Source organism: Desulfovibrio sp. ZJ200 (assembly GCF_011039095.1).
Classification (GTDB): Bacteria; Desulfobacterota; Desulfovibrionia; order Desulfovibrionales; family Desulfovibrionaceae; genus Desulfovibrio.
Window position 1 is genome coordinate 26,694 of sequence record NZ_JAAKEH010000013.1, and the last position, 17,132, is coordinate 43,825.

Genomic DNA, 17,132 nt, shown 5'->3' on the forward strand with positions numbered 1-17,132 from the left:
CAGGCCGGGTCGGTATGCCGGGCCGCTTTAGAGCATTTTCAAAGTGAAATTGCTCTAAGCTGCCCGCAGGCGGCCTTGATGTCCTGCCCTTTGCTTTTGCGGATGATGGCCGTTATCTGCCGTTTCCAGAGATATTGCTCAAAAGCCAGAACCCGCGCTTCGTCCGGGGCGGCGTAGGGCGCGCCTTCAGCCGGGTTATAGACGATAAGGTTGAGCTTGCCTTTGCCCCTGCCCATGCCGTGGATCAGCCGGGCCAGCTCCCTGGCCTGTTCCGGCCCGTCATTGATGCCGCCAAGCAGCAGATATTCAAAGGTGATCCGTTCCCGCGTCTTCAGCGGGTAGGAGTCGAGCGCGGCCAGAAGTCGATCCAAAGGCCAGCGCGCCGCCTTGGGCATGATTCGGGCCCGCAACTCCTGCGTGGGCGCATGCAGGGACACGGCCAGATAGGCCAGACCGCTTTCGCCCAGCTCTGCCAGGCCTTTTTCAATGCCGCAGGTGGAGACCGTGATCCGGCGCGGCGAGAAATTGAGCCCCTTGTCGTTGTTCAGGCTGCGCAGGGCGCGCATGACTTCCGTGAGATTGAGCAGGGGCTCGCCCATGCCCATGAAGACCAGATTGCGCAGTATGGGCCAGTCCGGCCGCTTGTCGCCGAGATGCTCGCGGGCCACCAGAATCTGACCGAGGATCTCGCCCATGCTCATATTGCGCTCAAAGCCCATTTGGCCTGTGGCGCAAAAGGTGCAGCCCATGGCGCAACCCACCTGGGAGGAAAGGCACTGGGTCCAGCGCCGGACGCCCTCGCGTGAATCCGAGGGAATCAGCACGGTCTCCACCAGCGCGCTGTCCTCCAGGCGGAGCAGAAACTTGGTGGTGCCGTCCCGGCTTTCTTCCAAACCGGCGATCTCGGGCCAGGAAATGCGCGCCGTTGCGGCAAGGCGGGCACGGCAGGCCTTGGAAACATCGCTCATGTCCGCAAAGTCACGGGCCATTTTTTGCCAGATCCACTGCCAGACCTGCACGGCCCGGAATTTGGGCTCGCCCAGCTCATTCTGCATCCAGGCAGTGAGCTCGGGCAGGGTGAAATTGAGAAGATTGATCATGCTTGATCCTGCCCGACGCGCACGGCCCAAACCGCGGAACCCCGGAAGCGGCCATGTCTGTGGAATAAAATCAGGCTGTCCGGGAGAAAGTTCAAAGATGTCAGGGTGCCCTCAGCACGCCTGTGGGTCAGCCCACGGACTTGCGCGCATAGGCCCGCACAAAATCCACGGCGGATTCCAGGTCCGTGACTTCGCCCGCGATCTGGGCCTGCAAGAGCGCGTCGCGGATCACGCCGACCAGAGGGCCGGGAGTCAGGCGGGTTTCGCTCATAATCTCATTGCCGTTCAGAAGCGGTTCCAGCATCTGCTCCGGCGTTTCGGCCCGATCCAGGTATTTCATATTGTGATTGAAGGAGGTGTAGCTGCCGTCGCGGGCCTGAATGTCGGCGCGGGACATGGCGATAAGCCGGGGGTATTCGTCCAGGGCCTTGAAGCGGCGTATGCCCCTGTCCGTCAGCATAAAGTGAAAACGCATGTGGTGGTTGACCAGATGGCAGAGCAGGTCAATGTCTTCCTGCGCGAAGTGCAGGCGGCGGAGTATCTTGCGCGTGACCTTGGCCCCGACCCGGTGGTGCTGGTAGAACGTCCACTGGCCGTCGAAGTATTCGCCGGTATAGAGCTTGCCCACGTCATGAAAGAGCATGGCCATTGTGCCCAGCCAGTCATAATGAAAGCCTTCCTCCGGGTAATGCCGCATGCATTTCAGGGTGTGCTCGAAAACCGTTTCCTCCTCGCCGTTCTTGTCGCGTTGCTGGCGGATGCAGGAAAGCGCCGCCACTTCAGGAATCAGACCTTGCAGGATGTGCGCGTCATACAAGAGGCGCACGAAACGGTACATGGACTCCGCAGCCACCTTGCGCCATTCGTCCATAATGTCCGTGGCCGGCACATAATCCAGCACGCGCGCTGAAGCCCGCACAATGGCCAGCCAGGTATTGGGCTCGATGGGGATGTCGTAATTGGCCGCAAAGCGCAAAGCCCTGATAGCCAGAAGATAGTTGTGGCGCAGGGTTTCGTCGGGCAGACCGGCAAGGCGGATGGCTCCGCCCTTCACGTCCGCAAAACCCTCATACGCGTCGCCGCTGGGCGCGGGGCTGCCGAAGCCGGTCATGCGCAGTTGCCGCCGCTCCCCGGGCTCCAGCATGGCCGCCATGCTGGGCGTGATGCGCAGCAGGGAAAGCTCGGGGTGACCGGCATCCGCCACTTCCAGGGGGTAGAAGCGGAAAAGTATCCCGTTTTCCTCCATCTCGGCCATGGCGCGTTTTTCCGACTCCATGCGCGCCTTGGGAAAGAGCTTGATCAAGGTATCCATATCCGGCTCGCAGCCGATGTCAACAGCCGGTTGCGCGGCTTTTTGCAGCAAAGCTTCCTGCAGGGGGGCGTTGATCACATGCGCGTCATAACCGTTGCGCAGCAGGGTTTTGCAGATGATGATAGCTTCCTTCAGCGCGTTCTGCATCATGGGCTCCTAGAACATATTGCCTTTAAAACGCTGCACAGGGTACAGCGCGCCGCCATGCGGCGTTGCTTCCGGGAAAAATCGTTCCCGGAACGACATCTTTGAAATTTGTAAAATTTCAAAGGTAATCCGACCGAGAGCATGGTAAAGGTGAAAATGCTCTGGCGAAAAAGGAAAGACGAGATGGCTCAGTATGCACAGGCCGGGGCCTGAAAGTCAAGCATGTCGCATTGTTGGCAGCGAATCCCCCGCGCAGGGGAGCGGATGCGGGGAACTTTTGGCGCAGCTCTTCACAGAGCGTTTTGCTAATGAAATTAGCTAAACGCTCTGGCGACAGCGTTAGCTGGCGCCCGCGCCGAATGAGCGTCCAGACCGCGTTCTGGACGCGAAATGATGGCAGCGAATTGATTGAAAATGAATATTTTCAATCAAAAAATGCTCTAGCCGGGGTATAACCTAAAATATCTGCCAATTGCCTGGCTGTTGCTTTTCCATCAAGATACGCATGAACAGCCTTGGTTCGGATTTCTTCAGATGCAAATTTCATCTCTGCAATCTAAACGATTTTTAAATAAAATAAAAGTCAAATTGCTCTAGAGGCGCACGCGGGCCGGGGCAGCAAAAACGCCCCGCGCTTTTGGCGCGGGGCGTTGTGGAAGCTCATGCGGCAGGAACCGTCAATCTCCGAAATGCCCGCTTTCTTTCTTGACCGCCAGGGCGATCTTCCAGAGCAGGGAAAGCACCAGCGCGCCCACGGCATAAACGCCCAGCGCCACCACAATTTCCTTGAGCGTGGGCATATACGGCGTGATGGCCTCAAACATATTGGGCGTAAAGCCGCCGATAAGCAGGCCCAGGCCCTTGTCGATCCAGGTGGCGGCCACCAGCATGATCAGCGCCACGGGCATCAGCGGGCCGGTGCGCCATTGCGGCGGAATCAGGAGGGCCAAAGAGGCGAAGGCCATGATGACCGCGGCCCACATCCAGTAGCTTACCCAGGCCAGATGCCCGCCGTGCCCGGCGAACAGGAAGAGCATGGGCTCCATGTGGCCCGGAATCTGGCTGTAAAAGGCGGTGAAGAGCTCAAGCAGATAGAAGAAGACGTTCACGCACATGGCGTAAACAATGATCGTGGCCAGAGTCCTGACGGCTTCCCTGCCCGGCTCGAAGCCGGTCAGTCGCCGCAGCAGCAGCATGAGCAGCAGGAGGATGGCCGGACCGGAGCAAAACGCCGAGGACAAAAAGCGTGCGGCCATGATTGCCGTCAGCCAGTAGTGACGGCCGGGAACGCCCGCATAGAGGAAGGCCGTGACCGTGTGGATGGAAAAGGCCCAGAGAATGGAAAGGTAAACCAGCGGCTTCACCCATTTGGGCGGTTCCACGTCCCGCAGTTCGGCCTCCAGAGTGACCCAGCCGATGACGATATTCAGGCAGAGATAGCCGATCAGCACGATCATGTCATAAAACATGACCGAATTGGGCGTGGGATGGAGCATGACGTTGAGCATGCGCTGGGGCTGCCCCAGATCCACCACGATGAACAGGGCGCAGATGACCACGGCCGCCACGGCCATGAACTCGCCAAAGATGATTATGCGCTTGAATTTCTTGTAGTGGTGGAAATAGGCGGGCAGCACCAGCATCACGGCCGAGGCCGCCACGCCCACGAAGTAGGTGAACTGCGAAATGTACAGGCCCCAGGACACATCACGGCTCATGCCGGTGATGGCCAGGCCCGTCTGCAATTGCTGCCAGTAAACAAGGCCGCAGCCCGCGATGACGCAGAGCAGAAAGAGCAGCCACACATAATAGGTCTTGGGACCGGTGAGCAGTTTTTCAAGCATGGCCTGTTCTCCCTAGATAAGGTAGTAGACGCCGGGTTGCGTGCCCAGGTTGGGTTTGCGGCGTATACTGTAATTGGCGGCCAGGGCCTGACGCACCGTTGAGTTGGCATCTTCCAGATCCCCGAAGAGCAGCTTGCCCCGCGAGGCCTCCACGCAGGCGGGCATCTTGCCTTCGGCCAGGCGCTCCACGCAGAAGTTGCATTTTTCCACCACGCCGATCATGCGCGTGGGAAAGGCCGGGTTGGGCACGGGATTGGGCAGGAACTGGCGCGGATCTCTGAAGTTGAAGGAACGCGCGCCGTAGGGACAACCCGCCATGCAGAAACGGCAGCCGATGCAGCGGTGATAGTCCATGGCCACAATGCCGTCTTCCATCTTGTAGGTGGCCTGCGTGGGGCAGACCCGCACGCAGGGCGGGTTGCTGCAGTGATTGCAGAGCAGCGGATAACTGGCCTGGCGCGTTCTGTCGTTGATGTGCGCGTTCATGTCGTCCGGGAAGGCATGGGGGTAACTGTCCAGCCAGAGCCATTTGATGTTCTGATTGCCGGGAATGTGCGGCACGTTGTGGGCCGTGTGGCAGGCCTCGATCAGCGGTTCGTAGTCTTGCGGGCCCCGGAACTGGCGCGTGTCGATGACCATGGCCCAGCGTTTGGCGGTCAGGGATTTTTCATTCCGCACATAGCGCCCGGGCGCAATCTGGGCCCGGGCCGTGCCCGCAAGGCCGGTGAGGGCCGCCATCCCGCTGCTCAGGGCAAAGGCCGACAGCCCCGCCACTTTCAAAAAGCTTCTTCTGCTCCTGTTCATCACTTGCCCTCCGTGGGAATAATGTGGCAAGTCCAGCAATAGGGATAGACGCTGTTGGCCACGTGGCACTTCTCGCAGAATTCCTTGTAGTTGGTGTGGCACTTCATGCAGGTGTTCTGCAGGCTGATGGTCCACTTCCTGCCGTCCCTGGCGGAGACATAGACGCGATTTTCCTTGCGCAGGGCCTGATCGCGCCACTCGTCGAGCAGGCGCATATGCTGGGCGCGCATGAATTCCACATCCTCAATGCAGTTCTTTTCGTCCTTGGGCAGCACTACGCCGGGATTGGTGTAGGATTGCCCCAGAAAGCTCATCCAGAACGGAGAGGTGAACAGGATCACAAAGATGACGATCCCGATAATGACAGCTTTGGCGTTATACATTTATTGGCCCTCCCCCTGCGCCCGGGGCGCATCCGCCGGGCTTTCCTCCGGCTCGTCCTCCGCCACGCCGGGCAGGTCTTCCTGGCGCAGATTCATGGTGCGCTTGCTCTCGCCCTTCATGACCAGGGCGTTGCCGACGAGCTCGTGCAAGCCGCTCACCGAAACCCCGGGAGCCCAGTAATCGGCCAGCGGCGGCAGGGTGGCGCGGTCGATGGCGCAGACGCAGGCCATGTGATTGACGCCGTATTTCTGCTGCACATAGCGCAGGGCGTTGCCGCGGGGCATGCCCGCGCGCATGCGCAGTTCCATGATTTCCTCGGTGTTCAGGCCCGACCCCGCGCCGCAGCAGAAGGTCTGCTCGCGGATGGTGTTTTCGGGCATTTCCACGAAGTTGTTGCAGACGGCCTTGAGCACATAGCGGGGCTCCTCAAGCAGGCCCATGCCGCGCGCAGGGTTGCAGGAGTCGTGGAAGGTGGTGACCAGATAATCGTTGCGGCTCGGGTCCAGCTTGAGCTTGTTGTGGTGGATCAGGTCGGCCGTGAACTCGGCAATGTGGACCATCTTGGTGGATGCGGCATTGCCGAACACCGTGCCCGTGATGGGCGAGACCGGAATTTCCATGTTGGACGGAGCAGGACCGTTGTAGGTGTCCATGTACTGATTGATCACGCGCCACATGTGCCCGCACTCGCCGCCCAGTATCCATTTGACGTTCAGGCGGGCGGCTTCGGCGTACATCTTGGCGTTGAGCTTCTTGGCCATGTTGAACGAGGTGAAGGAACCGAAGTTGCCGCCTTCCGAGGCATAGGTGGAAAAGGTGTAGTCCAGATCCAGCTCGTGGAAGAGCAGCAGATAGCCCATGAAGGTATAGATGCCCGGGTCCGCGAACACGTCGCCCGAGGGCGTAATGAAGAGGATCTCGGCATTCTTTTTGTTGAAGGGCGTCTTGGGCCGGATGCCGGTCACGGTTTCGCAGTCGTCGGCCAGCATTTCCACGATTTCCACAAAGGAGTGGGGCTGGATGCCCAGATGGTTGCCCGTGAAACTGCAATTTTTGACCGGGTCCATGATCCAGTGAATGCCCAGGCCCACCTCATGCAGCAGCTCGCGCACGATCATGGTGATTTCGGCAGTGTCGATGCCGTACGGGCAGTACAGGGAGCAGCGGCGGCATTCCGTACACTGGTAGGCGTAGTAGAAGAGCTCCTTGACCACGCTCATGTCCCAGCCGCGCGCGCCTGCTTTTTTGCCCAGAATTTTGCCGAGCATGGTATGGTCGCGGCGGTACAGCGAGCGCAGCAGTTCGGCGCGCAGCACCGGCATGTTTTTGGGGTCATTGGTGCCCAGGAAAAAATGACACTTGTCCGCACAGGCGCCGCAGCGCACGCAGATGTCCATGAAAAGCTTCAGCGAGCGGTGCTTTTCCAGCCGCTCGGCAAAAGCGTCGCAGAGGATCTTTTCCCAGTTTTCGGGCAGATTCCAGTCTTCCGCGGCCGGATCCCACTCGTGGGGATTGGGCATATGCAGAAGTTCCATGGTTTCCTTCTTGGCCGGGTAGCAGAAACTGCCCGGCGTGAATTCCGGCTTGGTGTCGAGCCAGCTTTTTTCCGGAAAAGCCGGACGGCTGGCCACAAGCATTTGCGGCGTAGGTAACTTTGCCATGATTACGACTCCTTACTCGGCGGCCTTGTCGGGTTGCTTTTCCAGCGGCAGGCCTGCTTCGGCCATGGCGTCGCGGTAGGCATCCTCGTATTCGGCGTAGGTGAAGTACTGCTTGGGCGGATTCCAGGGATTGATGTGCCGCACCCGCCGTGAATTATTGGCCATGTTGCGGGTGGGGCTGAAGAACACGCCCGGCATATGCGCGAGCTTGGAGAAGGGGAAGTAAATCAGCAGCACGCTGACCAGGGTAAGGTGCACGAAGAACATGGCATTGATGCCCTCGGGCGCTACGGGCGCAAAGTGCGCCAGACTCATGATGAACACCTTGACCTGGGCGATTTCGGTCTTGTCGAAGTAGCGCAGGCAGAGGCCCGTGCCCACGATGCCGATCAGCAGCCAGAGCGGGAAATAGTCATTGAGCAGGGAGAGGTAGCGCAGGCGGCGATTGAAAAGCCGCCGCCCCAGAAGAAAGAGCAGGGCCACGAGCACCAGGCCGCCGGTCCAGTAAAAGCGCGGCGAGCCCACCTGCATGATCCCGTCAATGGATTCCAGAAAAGTGACGGCCGCGGGCACCGGCTCCACGAAGAAGCGGAAATGGCGGATGAAGATCAGCAGAAAGCAGTAGTGGAAGAGCAGGGCGAAAAACCACAGCCACAGGGAAGAGTAATAGATGTTGCGCGGCCCGTTGCTCACGGGATCGTTTTCGCGCACGTCGGCCACGGTATTGCGGAACAGGGAGCGGAAGAAAAAGACTTCCAGAAACATGCGCTTCACCACGCCCCAGGTCGTGCTGGGACAGTCGATCTTGTTCTGCCTGATGAAATCAAGTGACTGTTCCTGCCCGCCGGTGGTGGGAATGCGGAAGGGCACCGGCGATTTGGCCCAGTAGACCATGCGCCAGACCATGCCGACAATAAAGACGACCGCCGCCACATACGGCAGCGCCACGCCGAACAGGGTGGCGAACCCTGCGGCCGCTCCCGCCCAGGCGACGGCTCCTGTGAGCAGCACCAGCAGTAATGATGAAAACATTCCCTACCTCACTTCCACTAAAGTTGTCTCAAAAGCCCCCAGCGGGCTTTTGAGAAGAACATTCATTCCAGGCGACTTGCACCGCGCCATGCCCTGGCGGCGTCAGCGCCCCTCCGTGCCGGATGAGCCGGGCGGATCGGACGGGCCGTTCTCCAATTTCTGCGCCCAGCGCGCCAACTGCGCGTGCTGGTTGCGTATTTCCTTGATGCGTGATTCCGCGAGGGTTTCACGCGCCGCAACATAGATGTCAAACGCCAGCAGCGTCAGGCTGTCCAGACGCGATTCCGCCTCCAGATAGGCTTCAAGCTCGCCTTGCGCTGCACACAGAGGCAAAAGGCGCTGCCGCAAAATGGGCTTCATGAGATAAAACACGCCGAGACCCTGACTGGGCAGGTATTGCTGCACGGCGCGCAGTTTGACGAAACGCTCCAGCGCGCCCTTCACCGTTTTCATGTCCACGTCTTCGCCGGCCACGGCATCATAAACCGCCGCCGCCGCCGCCTTGGTCATGTGCGCCACGGGATTGCCGAAAGGGTCCTCTTGTGTGCGAAGAAAACCTGTTGTTTCAAATGGATACGTCGAATAGACCGCCTCTGTCCAGAGGCGTGCCACTTCCTGTCTATGGCTGCGAAAAAGTTCCAGTGCGTTCATGCGTACCACGGAGGGGGTGTAAAGATGACCTTCTCATATAAGGGGGAAGGAGGAAATGCGTCAAGTCCTCACCCGCATTTACGCCAGGGCTGACGCATCTGACCAGAGCGTTTTGCTCATGAAAGTAGCTAAACGCTCTGGGCGACAGCGTTAGAGCAATTTCACTTTGAAATTGCTCTGGCGGCCGCGGGAGCGGACGCCCGCGCCGAATGAGCGTCCAGACCGCGTTCTGGACGCGAAATGATGGCAGCGCCGCTTTTGAAATTGAATAATTTCAAAAGCAAAATGCTCTAGCTGGCGCCCGCACCAAACGAGTGTCCAGACAGCGTCCTGGACGCGAAATGATGGCAGCGAAGTGATTGAAAATGGATATTTTCAATCAAAAAATGCTCCAAAGAGAAGCATGCCCTGTCGTTTTGCATCTGAAATTTCGTCATTGCCGTGAAAAACATGTATCCGACCGGGTACGCCTGTCAGGGGCAGGGCGTGGGACCGCCGCACTGGCCCGCCACCTGTGGCTCCAGAGGCAGGGTCGCGTCCGCGCCGGGCTGGGGCGGGACTGCGGAAGGGCGATCCGGCATGGGCGGCTCGGCTGAAAACGGGGGCGCCGGGGCCCGGGGCGGTGTCGCCTGGCTGCGGGGGGAGCTGTGTTTGCTCTGTTTGACAAGCATGGCGGGCAGGCCATGATATTCAAAGAAGGGCACAGTCTGCGCGTCGGAGGAAAAGACATGGGCTTTGTTGCGCAGCATTCTGAAGCGCAGCCACAACAGATCCGGGCTCCAGGCGGCAAGGCCCGAGGGACGCGCGACTTCCTGGGACTGGGCCAGGGCTTCGGCCAGATTCATGCCCGTGTCCAAAAGACGGCGCATGCTGGCTACTTTGTAGATATCGTTATCATTTTCCGCCAAGGGATAAAAAGCCACGTCCACATGGCCGGAGAGCAAAGCCACGCCTTCGCGGCAGCTCGGGCAGGAGGGCGAGAAAAACATGCGCACCGAAGCTTCGTCGCCGTTTTCGGTGATGGGCCAGAGCGCGGCCTGGGAGCGGGCCACTGCGCCCACATTGACAATAAACAGCGCGGCCCAGACCCAGAGCAAAAGAGAACGCCGGGCCCGGGGCTCGCGGCCGCGTCCGGCCCGGGCCTCGGCCTGCCGAAAACTCAGATAGCTCAAGGCAAAAAGCACGGCTGCCACCAGGCAGCTCACGCACGGCGCGGTGAGCGCCATGAGCAGAAGCAGGCAGGTGTCGCCCAGCAGCGCGAGCCCGGCAACCGCCCGGCCCAGGGTCGCCGCGCCCAGCAGGGCCGTCAGAGCCAGGAGGGCAAAGGTGGCGCAGCCTGCCCACCAGAGGGAAATGCCGCCCAGGGTGAAGTCCTGGTACAGGGAACAGCCGGCAGTCACACAAAAGTTGACGTCGTTGCCGAAAGCGCTCCAGATGCAGAATGCCGCGCCCAGCAATGCGATGCACAATGCGCCGGTAACTATGTCGCGAGGTCGGTTCATGAGCCACCTGTAACCGGATTTCGGGCGCGTGCGCGCCCGGCAGCGGCCGCTGCGGGTCGCTTTTGTGAAAAAAATTCCCGCAAGAAGCTCAGGCCAAAAAGTATGCAGTATATAGTCTCTTTTTTATGCTTCGTAAAGCGCAGGGCTCAGGGCTGATGTATCTTCTGCGGCAGCCTTGGCTTCGCCCTGCCAGAGCGTTGCGCCAGAGCCGAATGAGCCTGAAAACCACGCTTTTCAGGCGTTTGTCCCGCTTGCGGGGAAATGATGGCAGCGCCGCTTTTGAAATTGAATAATTTCAAAAGCAAATGCTCTAGAGCATTTTCTCTTTGAAAATGCTCTGCTGACGCGAAAGCGGCAGCCGCCGCAACGCGGCGTACATTCAGGCGAAAACCGCGTTTTTCGCCTGAATGCCACCTTTGACTTTCATAAAAAGTCAAAGGTAATCTGCTCTATGAAAAAGGACGCCCTTCAGGGCGTCCTTTTTCACAGGTCACAAGCAGGCCGCTGCTACATGGTGGAACCGGCGGCGGCGCGCTGCATCTTGATTTCAACCTTTTCGGTCAGGCCGGAATAGTACTCCCGCAGAATGGCGAGCACTTCGTCACGGCCGAAGTGATCCGGCACTTCCGCGCCTTCGGAGAGCATCTTGCGCAATTTGGTGCCCGAGAGGATCACGCGATCTTCCTTGCTGTGCGGGCAGGTGCGCATGGAGGCCATGCCGTCGCACTTTTTGCAATAGAAGGTCCAGTCGATATTCAGGGGCTGGCAGAGCAGGCGCTTGCCGTCGTCGTCAGGCACGGGCATTTTGCGGAAGATCTCTTGGGCCTCAAACATGCCGTAGAAGTCGCCCACGCCCGCATGGTCGCGGCCCACCAGCAAATTATTGATGCCGTAGTTCTGGCGGAAGGTGGCGTGCAACAGGGCTTCACGCGGCCCGGCATAGCGCATGTCCAGAGGATAGCCGGCCTGGATCACGAATTTTTTGACAAAGTATTTTTCCACCAGGGTGTCGATGCACTTGACGCGCACTTCGGCCGGGATGTCGCCGGGCTTGAGGGAACCCACCAGGGAGTGAATGACCACGCCGTCGCAGACTTCCACACCGATCTTGGCCAGGTATTCATGCGAGCGGTGCATGGGGTTGCGCAGTTGCAGGGCGGCCACTTTCTGCCAGCCGCGCTCGTCCATTTTTGCGCGCAACTGAGCCGGGGTCATGTACACGCCGGGGAACTTTTCGGGGAATTCGCCCTGCGAGAGCACTTTCACCGGGCCGGCGAGATTGTATTCCTTCTGGGCGAGCACCATTTTGACGCCCGGATGATCTTCGGGAGCCACTTCCCAGAATTTTTCCGAGTCGGGCCCTTCGCCCTTGAAGACCAGCTCGCATTCCCACTTTTTGTCGGCTTCGGTCATTTCATAAACTTCTTCCACCTTCATGGTGGCCATGATGTCGCCCTTGCGCACCAGGGCCACTTCCTGGCCGACCTTGAGGTCTTTGGCGTCCGCGGCGGAGATGTCGAGCGTCACCGGCACAGGCCAGAAGGTGCCGTCGGTGAGCAGCATTTTTTCGCAGACGCTCTTCCAGTCGGCTTTGTTCATGAAGCCGTTCAGGGGCGAAAAACCGCCGATGCCCATCATGATCAGGTCGCCTTTGGCGCGGGAAGAAATCTCGATCTGCTTCAGGCCGGCTGCTTTTTTCTTTTCATCTTCCAGGGCCTTGCCTTCCAGCAGGCAACACACCAGACCCTTGCCGCCATGCGGGGGTACCAGTTTGGACATCGCGAACTCCTCCGTGTTTTGGTTATGGAAGTCTCGCCGCGCCCGGCGGAAATGGTGACGCCGTCGCAGGAGTAGAGCAATTTCGACAGTTATCTTGTGAATAATCTAACAAAAAGTCAACTATCTTTCAGAATTTTTTACGGCTTCTTTGAATGTCGGAGCGGGCGGCGGGCGAAGCGCGCGGCGGAGAAGAGACGCGGGTTTTGCCCGGGAGGCGCGCAAGCCGGCGGTCGCGTGGCAAAGACGTCACGCAAAGCCGACCGCAAGATGAGAGCGTTTTGCTCATGAAAGCAGCTCAACGCTCTGGCAGGGCGAAGCAGTGCCCGCCGCGCGCGTCAGCCGTTGGCGGCTGTGCCGCCTTACGGCTGACGACAGCAGAGAAAATTGATTTGCGCCGTTGCGCGTCGGAGCGAGCGTTTCAAAAGCTCTCTGCTCCAAAGCATTTTCTCTTTGAAAATGCTCTGCTGACGCGAAAGCGGCAGCCGCCGCAACGCGGCGTGCATTCAGGCGAAAACCGCATTTTTCGCCTGAATGCCACCTTTGACTTTCATAAAAAGTCAAAAGTAATCTGCTCTAAAAGGGCACTTCATCCATGTTTGCAGCCTCTGAGGGGAAGGCGGGGCCGAGATCCTGATCCTGGCCCTGGCGATTCGGGGCCTGGCGCGGCTGCGCCTGCCCGCCCTGACTGCGCGGGGCTTCCCGGCGGGGCGCGGGCCCGCCGCCCGAGCCTGGGGCTGCGTACTCACCTTCGTAGCCGCCCGCACCGGCGTGCGCGCGGGGCGCGTCGCTCCTGCGATCCAGAAACTGCACGCGCTGGGCCTTGATTTCCGTGGTGTAGCGATCCTGACCCTGCTGATCCTGCCACTTGCGCGTCTGCAGGCTGCCTTCCACATACACCAGGCTGCCCTTGACCAGGTAGTTGGCGCAGGTTTCCGCCTGGCGCTGGAAGACCGAGACGCGGTGCCATTCAGTGCGTTCGACCTTGTTGCCGTCGCGATCCGTATAGGATTCGTCAGTGGCCACGCTCAGGCTGGCCACCGGCGCGCCGCTCTGGGTGTAACGCAATTCCGGGTCGCGGCCCAGGCGGCCGATGATCATGACTTTATTCAGCATGGCAATGCTCCGGGATAAGATATATCAGGCAGTGGCCTGGAGGGGTTGCCGGGCCGGGCCCGGCAACCTCAAAAAACAAATGCGGGTTCAGGCTGCAAAGGCTTGTTCCAGTTGATCCAGCACGTCTTCCAACTGGTCGCTCAAGGCATTGGCCTCGCGCGGCTGCCAGTCGGCCAGCGCCGCTTCAAGCTCTTTCTTCAGGCTTGCCGCCTTGCGGATGCCCGGCCCCATCACGTCCTGGCGGTTTTTGGACCATTTCATGAACGTCAGGCCTTCGTCCAGAGCGCGGACCATTTCCAGCACCCCGCGCTTTTCATGTTGGATGGGCACGCTGAACGCCAATTCCGTGAGTTGCGGCCAGAGTTTTTCCAACAAATCCTGATTCCAGGTCACGGCGCTGACCCGGATTTGCAGTGCTTTACCCATATTGCCTCCCGCTTCTGAAAAGATGCTTTTCAGAGCAGTGTCTTTTCGTGTTATGTTTTTTCCGCCCATTCCGTCTGCACGCGCATAATGACCTCCTGAATGGCCGGGAGCTGATCCGGCGGGCAGACGCCGATCAGGGGCGCGCCCACATCCATATTGTCATTGTACTTGAAGTAAACGGCGTAGATCACGCCGTCCGGCCCCGTGTAGGAGAGGGGCACCTCGCGCTTCATGCGCGACATGATAAAAAGTTCCATGCCCTCGCGCACGATCATGGAATGCGTGTCCGAGGCGCGGATTTTTTTATCTGCCTCGGGCGTGAAATAGTATTTGGCCCGCTCCGGCGCCCGGAAGAGATACAGGGCCCTTTGCAGGATGATGTGCTGCACCTCGTCGCGGGTGAGCATGTGGCGCAGCACGGCCAGCGGCGTGCCCGCTTCCACAAAGCGCCCCTCCAGCTCGGTGTGCACAAGGCTGACCGCGCCTTTTTCCGGCGCGCAGATGGGCTTGGGATTGCGCTCGCGCTCCAGGGTGGCGATCTGCGTGCCGGGCTTTTCCTTCCATTGGCCCTGGGGGCCCATGACCATCTCACCGGCCTTGACAGCGGCAAAGGTCACGCGCCCGGTGTGGGGCGTGCGGATGATGATCTCACGGTAGGGCGAGGCCTTGATTTCGTCCAGCAAGGCGGAAATGTCGATCATGGTATATCCGTACTGTCTGTGCGCCGAGATCTTCAGGGCTTCTTGCGGGCTCTGACGTATCGTGCGCGTCTTTGCAGAAAACCGGCTCTTTCCCTGTCGGCGGCGTCAGTTGATGGTTTCGCAAATGCGTTTGCGCTCGAAAGCACGAAGCTATTGCGCTGCCGATGCCCGGCAGAAGGCCGCCTGAGCCTGGCGGGGATCTGTCGTCGCTCCCGGATGCCCTCAATGCGGCAGCCGTTGGCGGCAGTGATTCTTTGGGCCATCTCTCCGTGACGCGCAGGCTTTCCGGAGGGCGCGCCCCGATACTACAAATTTCTGCCGTCGCTGGTCAACAGAGCGGGGCAGCCCCTGGCCCCGCAGGGCCGCAGGGGTGGCGCCAGCACCTGGAACGGCGGCTGGAATCCATGATTTGCCTACCGGTAATACAGATTCCTGCCGCCGATGGTGAGCAGGGCCTGCTTGAGATTGGCCCTGATCTGCCTCCGGTCCCAGATGCCCTGAATGTGCCCGCGCGAGAGCGCGCGGTAGGAGCGGTGGTATTTGGGCGGAATGTCCATGCCCGTGGTTTCCTTGATCACGCCCGGCCCGGCGAAACCGATGTTGGAGGAGCGCACCGCGAACTGATAGGGCGAACAGCCCAGAAAACTGGCCACCGGCCCGGCGAAAGAGTTCGTGTCGTAGAGCACCATGTACAGGCCGCCGGATTCAATGTAGCGGCGAACGGCCACGGTGCAGCGCGGCATCTGGATCACGCCGTGCGTGCCTTCCTGGATGCGGATGCCCGCCGTGCCGTGCACATACGCCAGGAAGGGGTAGCGCTTCTTCGCGGCGCGCTGCGCGGCCTCCACGAATTTGTAGCCTTCGGCGGCGCCCACCGAGCCGCCACGGAAGGTGGCCATGAACATGGCCACCACCATCTTGATGTTGTCGATGCGGGCCTCAAAGGTCATGCAGCCGCTCTTGGCCCCGGTTTTTTCCTGGGCGGCGGCGATCCGTTCGGAAAAGCCGGGAAAATCCAGAGGGTTGCCCGCTTCTATTTCGCTGTTGAATTCAAAGACCGAACCCAAATCAAAAACATTTTTCACATACCATTCGGGTTCCATGGGGAAATGGTAGCCGCAGTGGCTGCACACGCCCGCGAACTCGGCAAAAAGGTCCGGCCCCCAGAGATCCAGGCAGCCGTAGGATTCGCTGTTGGGACAGGTCAGCGTGCGATCAATCTTGTAGCGCGGCGAGAGATAGTTCCAGCGACGCCTGCGGGAATCGTCCACCCAGGTAGAGAGGGCGGTGAGCTCTTTGGCTTTGTTGTCCGCGCGGCTGGGCAGATTGCGGGTAATCTTGCGCCAGGGCGAGAGCAGGCGTTTTTTGTACATCTCCCACTCATTGTCGATCTCTTCCATCAGCGTGCGGATCTGGCGTTGATGCTTGCGGTAGAAATCGTACTTGAAGCTGACAAAAGGTTTGGAAAACCAGTCCCAGACGGCGGCGGCCTTTTTGGTCAGGAACGGCCGCCGGTCGCGCGCGGCCTGGCGCGAGAGACGCAGGAATTTTTGCTGGCGGCGTTCGCGCAGGCGATCTTTCGCCGCGGAGGAAAGGCCCCAGCGGATAAAGAGCTCGTCCAGATTGGCCTCGGGGTTGCGATGGCGGGAAAGCGCAAGCCCCCGGAAGACGGGCAGCTTGCGGGTGGAAATGACCACCTCGTCCGTGGCCCGGATAACTTCCTGCCGCAGAGAGCGGAAGAAGTCGAAGTGCCAGGGCCGCGCGCCCAGGGGCGGCTCCTGAACCACGCGATCGATGTAGCCGAAGCGCAGGTTGTCCTGAGCCGTGATTCTCAGGTTCCGGGCGCAGTGCTCAATAAGCTCGGGCGTGGCGCGCTGCCCGGATTTGAGGTGGCCTTCAATGGCCGCGGCCCCCTCCGGGGAAATGACCGAATAATAGCCGTGAGAGAGCATCAGACGCTTGTCCGCCAGGCCGATGGCCTCGGCCCCGCCGGAGCCGCCCTCGGAAATCACCGCCACCACGGGCACGCGCAGACCGGCCATGCCGTATATGTTGCGGGCGATCTGCTGGGCCGCGCCCGGATAATCCTCCAGAGGATAGGAGCCGGGCGTGAAAATATAGCAATGGATCGGGATGCCTTCCGTTTCGGCCACGCGCATATACTGCAGGGCCTTGGCATTGCCCCAGGGCTTGACCGAGCCGCCGTTGCGGAATTCCGCGCCGTGGCCCTTTTCCTGCCCGATGACCATCACCGACTGGGTGTATGTCTTCTTGCCCCGGCGGCGGGTGATCACCGCGCGGGCGATGAGCATGCTCGGGTCCAGGCTGTGCTCGTCCTGGCCGCCCACTTCGGTGAAATTGTCGTAGACGTTTTCCAGGATGTCGCGCAGGCACACGCGTTGGGGATGGCGCACGATGCGCACCCGATCCATGGGCGTGATGCTGCTTTCCAGGCGGCGCTCCACGTAGCTGAAGAGATCTTCGATGGTGGCGAGATCCGCATAGGGGTCTTCCAGCTCCCCCGCGCGGGAGCGCGCGGCAAAGGCCGTGAGCTTTTCTTCCAGCAGCTCCGCGTTGTCCTTGTGCTTGCCCGCGAAAATATCGCGCAGGTAGGTCAGCCGCTCGCGCAGGCTTTGGATGCGTTTTTCGATATTGTTGTCCATAGTTCGGCGCGCC

15 protein-coding genes are annotated in these 17,132 nt (G+C 60.1%); all 15 read right to left on the reverse strand.

What is annotated here, in order from left to right; all coding sequences use genetic code 11:
- Positions 1 to 38: 38 nt before the first annotated feature.
- On the reverse strand, positions 39 to 1,100 hold the full coding sequence (gene rlmN, locus G7Y52_RS05620) for a 23S rRNA (adenine(2503)-C(2))-methyltransferase RlmN (protein ID WP_165067485.1): 1,062 nt from the start codon (positions 1,098 to 1,100) through the stop codon (positions 39 to 41).
- A gap of 127 nt (positions 1,101 to 1,227) precedes the next feature.
- Positions 1,228 to 2,559: an HD domain-containing protein gene (locus tag G7Y52_RS05625; RefSeq protein WP_165067550.1), complete on the reverse strand. Its 1,332-nt coding sequence runs from the start codon at positions 2,557 to 2,559 to the stop codon at positions 1,228 to 1,230.
- A 424-nt stretch (positions 2,560 to 2,983) separates the two neighbouring features.
- On the reverse strand, positions 2,984 to 3,106 hold the full coding sequence (locus G7Y52_RS15470; RefSeq protein ID WP_277424292.1) for a hypothetical protein: 123 nt from the start codon (positions 3,104 to 3,106) through the stop codon (positions 2,984 to 2,986).
- A gap of 130 nt (positions 3,107 to 3,236) precedes the next feature.
- Positions 3,237 to 4,403, reverse strand: coding sequence for a sulfate reduction electron transfer complex DsrMKJOP subunit DsrP (dsrP, locus tag G7Y52_RS05630; protein WP_165067487.1), 1,167 nt, complete (start codon positions 4,401 to 4,403; stop codon positions 3,237 to 3,239).
- A gap of 12 nt (positions 4,404 to 4,415) precedes the next feature.
- A complete protein-coding gene (dsrO, locus tag G7Y52_RS05635) occupies positions 4,416 to 5,207 on the reverse strand; it encodes a sulfate reduction electron transfer complex DsrMKJOP subunit DsrO (protein WP_165067489.1) in 792 nt (263 codons plus the stop codon).
- Complete coding sequence (gene dsrJ, locus G7Y52_RS05640; RefSeq protein ID WP_165067491.1) at positions 5,207 to 5,590, reverse strand: sulfate reduction electron transfer complex DsrMKJOP subunit DsrJ; 384 nt, start codon at positions 5,588 to 5,590, stop codon at positions 5,207 to 5,209. The genes dsrO and dsrJ overlap by 1 nt, the downstream gene beginning before the upstream one ends.
- A complete protein-coding gene (gene dsrK, locus G7Y52_RS05645; protein ID WP_165067493.1) occupies positions 5,591 to 7,252 on the reverse strand; it encodes a sulfate reduction electron transfer complex DsrMKJOP subunit DsrK in 1,662 nt (553 codons plus the stop codon).
- A gap of 12 nt (positions 7,253 to 7,264) precedes the next feature.
- On the reverse strand, positions 7,265 to 8,284 hold the full coding sequence (gene dsrM / locus G7Y52_RS05650) for a sulfate reduction electron transfer complex DsrMKJOP subunit DsrM (protein ID WP_165067495.1): 1,020 nt from the start codon (positions 8,282 to 8,284) through the stop codon (positions 7,265 to 7,267).
- A gap of 102 nt (positions 8,285 to 8,386) precedes the next feature.
- Positions 8,387 to 8,935 (reverse strand): RsbRD N-terminal domain-containing protein, encoded by a 549-nt coding sequence (locus G7Y52_RS05655; RefSeq protein ID WP_165067497.1) that lies wholly within the window; start codon positions 8,933 to 8,935, stop codon positions 8,387 to 8,389.
- A gap of 473 nt (positions 8,936 to 9,408) precedes the next feature.
- Positions 9,409 to 10,437, reverse strand: a complete 1,029-nt coding sequence (locus G7Y52_RS05660) for a hypothetical protein (RefSeq protein WP_165067499.1) — start codon at positions 10,435 to 10,437, stop codon at positions 9,409 to 9,411.
- A gap of 507 nt (positions 10,438 to 10,944) precedes the next feature.
- Entirely contained in the window at positions 10,945 to 12,216 is a 1,272-nt protein-coding gene (gene sat, locus G7Y52_RS05665; RefSeq protein ID WP_165067501.1) for a sulfate adenylyltransferase, read from the reverse strand.
- Between the two features lie 573 nt (positions 12,217 to 12,789).
- On the reverse strand, positions 12,790 to 13,329 hold the full coding sequence (locus G7Y52_RS05670; RefSeq protein ID WP_165067503.1) for a single-stranded DNA-binding protein: 540 nt from the start codon (positions 13,327 to 13,329) through the stop codon (positions 12,790 to 12,792).
- Between the two features lie 87 nt (positions 13,330 to 13,416).
- Positions 13,417 to 13,755 (reverse strand): hypothetical protein, encoded by a 339-nt coding sequence (locus tag G7Y52_RS05675; RefSeq protein ID WP_165067505.1) that lies wholly within the window; start codon positions 13,753 to 13,755, stop codon positions 13,417 to 13,419.
- Between the two features lie 50 nt (positions 13,756 to 13,805).
- Entirely contained in the window at positions 13,806 to 14,456 is a 651-nt protein-coding gene (locus G7Y52_RS05680) for a biotin attachment protein (RefSeq protein ID WP_165067507.1), read from the reverse strand.
- Positions 14,457 to 14,869: 413 nt separating this feature from the next.
- On the reverse strand, positions 14,870 to 17,119 hold the full coding sequence (locus tag G7Y52_RS05685; RefSeq protein ID WP_165067509.1) for an acetyl-CoA carboxylase carboxyl transferase subunit alpha/beta: 2,250 nt from the start codon (positions 17,117 to 17,119) through the stop codon (positions 14,870 to 14,872).
- Positions 17,120 to 17,132 lie beyond the last annotated feature (13 nt).